Annotated in this window: 6 protein-coding genes; 4 read left to right on the forward strand and 2 right to left on the reverse strand. The window is 64.9% G+C overall.

The features are described 5' to 3' along the window. Positions 1–982 (forward strand): substrate-binding domain-containing protein (locus VF497_RS05345; protein ID WP_330886598.1); only part of this gene is annotated, 982 nt, incomplete at its 5' end. Between the two features lie 5 nt (positions 983–987). Next, a complete protein-coding gene (locus tag VF497_RS05350; RefSeq protein WP_330886599.1) occupies positions 988–1,716 on the forward strand; it encodes an HAD-IA family hydrolase in 729 nt (242 codons plus the stop codon). 12 nt (positions 1,717–1,728) lie between these two features. Here the strand turns inward: VF497_RS05350 and VF497_RS05355 are convergent, their stop codons facing one another. Then, positions 1,729–3,855, reverse strand: coding sequence for a S9 family peptidase (locus VF497_RS05355; protein ID WP_330886600.1), 2,127 nt, complete (start codon positions 3,853–3,855; stop codon positions 1,729–1,731). A gap of 184 nt (positions 3,856–4,039) precedes the next feature. Between VF497_RS05355 and VF497_RS05360 the strand changes: the two genes are divergently transcribed. Then, positions 4,040–4,669, forward strand: coding sequence for a TIGR00645 family protein (locus VF497_RS05360; protein ID WP_330886601.1), 630 nt, complete (start codon positions 4,040–4,042; stop codon positions 4,667–4,669). 75 nt (positions 4,670–4,744) lie between these two features. Here the strand turns inward: VF497_RS05360 and VF497_RS05365 are convergent, their stop codons facing one another. Then, positions 4,745–5,218 carry a GNAT family N-acetyltransferase gene (locus VF497_RS05365; RefSeq protein WP_330886602.1) on the reverse strand — a complete coding sequence of 158 codons (474 nt, stop codon included), beginning with the start codon at positions 5,216–5,218 and terminating at the stop codon, positions 4,745–4,747. A gap of 200 nt (positions 5,219–5,418) precedes the next feature. On the opposite strand from VF497_RS05365, the gene VF497_RS05370 reads away from it, so the two are divergent. Further along, positions 5,419–6,300, forward strand: an 882-nt coding sequence (locus VF497_RS05370; RefSeq protein WP_330886603.1) for a RimK family protein, incomplete at its 3' end; no start/stop codon positions are given.

Consider the following 6,300-nt stretch of genomic DNA (forward strand, 5'->3'; position numbering starts at 1 on the left):
GGCCAAGGCCAAGCTGCCGCCCGGCATCGTCTGGCGCGGCGACCGTGCCACCGAGCGCGCTTTCGTCGCCGACCTGGCCAAGCAGTACGAGTTGTCCAAGCTCGGCAAGGTGACGATGCAGCCGTTCAGCACGATCTCGGGCATCGACGCGGTCAACGACGGCACGGCCGACGTCGCCGGCAGCGCGCGCCCGGCCATGCCGGGGCGCGCGGAGGAAACGAACCTGACGTTCTACCCGGTCGCCTGGGAGGCGATGGTGCCGATCACCTCGCCGAAGAATCCGGCCGACAGCGTCAGCCTGAAACAGCTCTACGACATCTACAGCGGCCAGCTGAAGTCGTGGAAGGACCTCGGCGGCCCGGACGAACCGATCAACCTCTATGCGATCGCCGCGCCGCTGGACGGCGTCGATTACGTGCTGCGCAAGTACATCTACAACAAGGGCGACCAGCCGGTATGGGCCGGACGCCAGTACATGAACACGGCCAAGCTCGAGGAAGGCGTAACGATCGATCCGCACGGACTCGGCTTCACTACGCTGTCTTCGGTGTGGAACAACAAGTCGATCAAGATTCTCAAGGTCGAAGGCGTCGCGGCCAGCACGGCCACGATCAAGGACGGTAGCTATTGTCTGTACGCGCCGCTCTATCTCGCCGCGAAGAAGGACAGCAAGAACTTCGAGGCGACCGAGAAATTCATCAAGTACGCGAGTTCCGACGCGGGCAAGGCAATCATCCGCAAGCACCAGCTTGTGCCGGTCGACGACGCGCCCGCGCTTGCCGATGAACTCGACAAGAACTCGGCCTGGGTCGCCGAACGCGTGCAGGGCCGCGGCGAACCGCGCCCGGTTTCCGCGCCGAACGCGACCGCCGACTACCTCCTGCGCACCCAGCCCAATTCGGTCGAAGCGCAGGAAGCCAAGGCACGTGCGGCCGAACTCACGGCGCAGAAGAAAGCGGCAAAGGGCGCGAGCAAACCGTAAGCCTGTTGAGCACGATCATGCGCATCCGCGCGATCACGTTCGATCTCGACGACACGCTGTGGCCGATCGCGCCGGTCATGCTGCGCGCGGAACAACGCCTGGACAACTGGCTGCACGCGCACTGCCCGCGCGCGGCCGCGGTGTATCCGATCGCGGCGATGCGCGTGCTGCGCGACCGCATCGCCGACGAGAACCCGCAACTCGCGCACGATTTCAGCGCGCAACGACGGCTGTCCCTGCAACAAGCCTTGCTGCCGCACGGCTACCACGACGACCACGTCGAAGGCGCCTTCGCCGCGTTCTATGCCGAACGCAACCGCGTCGAGTGCTACGCCGATACGCTGCCCGCGCTCGAACGCCTCAGCGCGCACTATCCGCTCGCGGTGATCACCAACGGCAATGCCGACCTGCACGCGACCGGCATCGCGCCGCATTTCCGCTTCGCCGTGCATGCGAGCACGTTCGGCTCAGCCAAGCCGGCTGTGGAAATCTTCCACGCCGCCTGCGAACGCCTCGGCTTCGCACCGGACGAAGTGCTGCACGTCGGCGATGATCCCGAACTCGACGTGATCGGCGCACATCGCGCCGGATTGCGCAGCGCATGGCTGCAGCGCGGCACGATCAGCTGGAGCGAAGCCTCGCGCCAGTCTGCCGTGCAGCCCGACTGGATCGTGCGCAGCCTGGCCAAGCTGACCGACCTGCTCGCGCCGCCGGCCCGCGTCGGCGTGCACTGAGCACGCCTTCAGCTATTTCTTTTTCGTGCTGACCACGCGCGGCAGCTGGTCGAGCATGAACGCGTAGGCCTCCGCCGTTTCGCGCCAATGCGCATAACGGCCACTCACGCCGCCGTGACCGGCTTCCATGTTGATCTTGAACAGCAACGGATTGCTGTCGGTCTTCGTCGCGCGCAGCTTGGCCACCCATTTCGCCGGCTCGTAGTACTGCACCTGCGAGTCGTTGAGGCCGGTGCTGACGAACATCGCGGGATACGCCTGCGCCTTGACGTTGTCGTACGGCGAATACGCTAGCATGGTCTCGTAGAACTTCGTGTCCTGCGGATTGCCCCACTCGTCGAATTCGTTCGTGGTCAGTGGAATCGAATCGTCGAGCATCGTCGTGACCGCATCGACGAACGGCACCTGGGTGAAGATGCCGCGATAGTCCTGCGGCGCCATGTTCGCGATCGCGCCCATGAGCAGGCCGCCGGCGCTGCGGCCGAACGCGAACACCTTGTCCTTGGCTGCGACCTTCTGCGCGACGAGGTATTCGGTCGCGTCGATGAAATCGGTGAACGTGTTCTTCTTCTTCAGCAACTTGCCGTCTTCGTACCAGGCGCGGCCGAGTTCGCCGCCGCCACGGATGTGCGCGAGCGCAACGACGAAGCCGCGGTCGAGCAGGGAGACATAGCCCGGGCTGAAATGCGGATCGTACTGCGCGCCGTAGGCGCCGTAGCCGATCTGCAGCATTGGCGCGCTGCCGTCGCGCCTGGTGTCCTTGCGATACGCGAGCGATACCGGGACCTTCGTGCCGTCGCGCGCGACGACCCAGACGCGCTCGGTCGCGTAGTTCGCGCGGTCATAACCGACTACCGCCTCGCGCTTGCGCTCCTCGCGCTTGCCGCTGCGCATGTCGAGATCGTAGACCGTTTTCGGCGTGACCAGCGAAGCGACCTCGTAACGCAGCATGTCGGTGTCGACCTCGCGGTTGTCACCGATCGTCGCTGCATAATCGGCCTCGTCGACCTCGACCAGCCGCGTCGCACCGTCGCGCCAGGGCTTGATGCGCACGCGCGCAAGGCCGTCGCTGTGCTCGCCGACGACGAGATAGTTGCGGAACAGCGCGATGCGATCGACCGTCGCATCGTTGCGCGCCGCGACGATCTCGTGCCAGCGCTTCTTGTCGCCGACCTGGGCATCGTCGACCTGCATGACGCGATAATTCTTCGCCTGCCAGTTAGTGCGCACCACCCAGCGCCGGTCGATGTGCTCGGCGTCGTATTTGAAATCGTGCTCGCGCGGCGCGAGCACCTTGAACCGCGCCTTCGGCTGGCTCGCCGGAATGAAGCGGACCTCGCTCGACAGCGTCGATTGCGAGGCAATCGCGATGAACTTGTCGTCGCCCGTACGCGCCACGTCGAGGTAATAGCTGTGGTCGCGCTCCTCGTAGACGACCGGATCGCGCTTCGGATCGCTGCCGAGCACGTGCTTCTTCACGCGCACGGTCAGCAGCGTGACCGGATCGTTCTCGACGTAGAACAGGGTGTGGTTGTCATCGGCCCAGGCCACGGCGCCCGGTGTGTTCGCGAGCGCATCAGGCAACAGCTTGCCGCTGGCGAGATCCTTGACGCGTATCGTGAACTGCTGGCGGCCGGCCGCGTCCTCGGCATAGGCGATCAGCTTCTCGTTCGGGCTGATCTCGTATTGCCCGATCTGGAAGAAGCTATGTCCCTTCGCCAGTGCGGGACCATCGAGCAGCATTTCCTCGCGCGCATCGGGATTGCCGCAACGGCGCGAATACACCGCATACTCCGCGGCTTGCGCATAGCGCGTCTGATACCAGCAGTGGCGGTATTTCGCCGGCGCGCTCGCATCGTCCGGGGCGAGGCGCGCGGTGATCTCCCTGTACAGAGTTTCCTGCTGCGCCTGCGTGTGCGCGGTCATCTGCGCGTAGTACGCGTTCTCGGCCTTGAGATAGTTGAGTACCTCGGGTCGGGTGCGCGTGTCGTCGCGCAACCAGTAGTAGTTGTCGATGCGCGTGCCGCTCGGCGCGGACACCGGATATGCATGCACCGCGGCGATCGGCGGCTGCGGCGCCGGCGCGACCGGTTCGCGCGGCTGCATCGCGCAGCCGACGAGGACGAACCCGGCCAGCATGGGCGCGATCGAAATACGGAGGGTGCGGCAGGTGATCGCTGACATGGACGGACCATCGAATTCGCGGCGAAGCGGCGATGGTAGACAGGCTGGCGGCACGAAACAATCCGGCCGGCGCCGCACTAACGCAATCCAAACCTCCGGTCGCTAGAATCGGCGGCCTTTGATCGTTACGGGGTAATCCATGTCGTCGAATTCCACGCAACGCGGCATGCCGCCGCTGCCGCTGCTGATCTTCTCCTCGCGCTGGCTGCAGCTGCCGCTCTATCTCGGCCTGATCGTGGCGCAGGGCGTCTACGTCGTGCTCTTCGTCAAGGAGCTCTGGCACCTGATCGTCGGCGCGGTGAATTTCGGCGAGCAGGAGATCATGCTGATCGTGCTCGGCCTGATCGACGTGGTGATGATTTCCAACCTGCTCGTCATGGTCATCGTCGGCGGCTACGAGACCTTCGTCTCGCGCCTGCGCCTGGAAGACCATCCCGACCAGCCCGAGTGGCTCAGCCACGTCAACGCCTCGGTGCTCAAGGTCAAGCTGGCGATGGCGATCATCGGCATCTCCTCGATCCACCTGCTCAAGACCTTCATCGCCGCCGGCGCGATCGGTGCGGGCGGCCTGCCGTTCTGCACGCCCGAGGAATTCATGCTGATCAAGGACACCTCGGTCGCCGCGCCACGCTGCACCACGCTCACCCCGACCGGCGTGATGTGGCAGACAATCATCCATTGCGTCTTCATCCTCTCGGCGATCGGCATCGCCTACACCGACAAGATCATGAACGGCGTGGCCGCGCGCAGGACGGCGGAAGCGCACTAAGCGGAAACCACGCCGGGCCGGCACATGTCCGCAGCGTTCTGAAGAAAATGGAGAGCGGCACGCAACGCCTGTCGCTCATCCCTTGTCCGTGAGCCGCTTCTCGTAGCGCCACGCGTCGACGCCATCCTCGTAGAAGCCGCGCTTCTCGCCGAAGCGTTGGAAGCCGAGGCGCTCATACAGCGCGATCGCGGCAGCATTGTCCTTGCGCACCTCCAGGCGCAGGCGCAGGCAATGCCGATGGAGTGCGGCTGCCTCCACGGCGGCGAGCAAGGCTTTGGCGACGCCGCGCCCGCGCGCGCGCTCGGCGACCGCGATCGAGTAGAGCCGCGCGATGTCGCTGCCGGCGCGGTAGAACACGACCGCCTTGCCGAGCAGCCCGTCGGCATCGACGGCGGCGAGCACGCTCGCACTGGCGCTGTGCAGATGCTGCCGGTATTGCCGCGGTGACAGGTGATCGCTGGTGAACGCGGCGCGCTCGAGCGCGAGCAGCGCGTCGAGATCGGAATCGAGTGCGGGGCGGATCGAAAAATCGACAGGGACTGCGGGCATCAGAGGAGCCTAAGCGATCGCCGCCCGGCCGGGCAACGGATTGCGCCAATGAACTCGACGTAAACCCGTTGCAATTCTTAATTTCTGTCAGGTGGACGCACACCGCAACTATGTCAAACTGCGCGCCTTTCCACCACGGCGCGTCCCGCCATGTCCGAACCTCCGTCCAACCAAAGCATGCTTTTTGAGGCCGCCCGCCGATGAGCCGCCTCGTCATCGTCGTGGAAAAGGCCTCGGACTGGGGCTCGTACTATCCTTCCGACAACGTCGTCGCCGCGCAGGATTACCTGAAGGAGCCGATCGCGGCCGACGACGAGCGCGTGCAGGTGATCAACCTCTGCCGCAGCTACAAGTACCTAGGCATCGGCTACTACGTCTCGCTGCTCGCCGAGGCACGCGGGCACAGGGTCATTCCCTCGGTGCGCACGATCAACGATCTGCGCAAGCGCGCGCTGTACGGCCTCGACATCGAGGACCTCAACCAGAAGCTGATCAAGTTCCTGCCCGAGGGCGGCCGCGACGCCACCGACTTCGGCGTGCTCGTCTATTTCGGCGAGACCAGCTACGCGGCGCTGTCCGACCTCGCGCGCCAGGTGTTCGACACGTTCCCCTGCCCGATCCTGCGCCTCGAGTTCGAGCGCGAGAAGGTCTGGCAGATCGCCGCGATCAAGCCAGCCGGCCTGCACACGCTGACCGACCAGCAGGAAGACTCGTTCGCCGCTTCGCTCGACAAGTTCTCGAAGAAGCTCTGGCGCAAGCCGCGCGCGCGCAAGGCCTATCGCTACGACATCGCGATGCTCGCCGATCCGAACGAGGCGATGCCGCCGTCGAACAAGCGCGCGCTGAAGTCGTTCATCGAGGCCGGCAAGGAAATCGGCATCGAGGTCGAGATCATCGGCAAGAACGACTACTCGCGCCTGGCCGAATACGACGGCCTGTTCATCCGCGAGACGACCGCGATCGACAACCACACCCACCGCTTCGCCAACAAGGCGGAGAAGGAAGGCATGGTCGTGATCGACGATCCGGGCTCGATCCTCAAGTGCACGAACAAGATCTATCTGCACGACCTGCTCAAGTCG

Source organism: Rudaea sp. (genome assembly GCF_036383415.1).
In the GTDB taxonomy this organism is placed as follows: Bacteria; Pseudomonadota; Gammaproteobacteria; order Xanthomonadales; family Rhodanobacteraceae; genus Rudaea.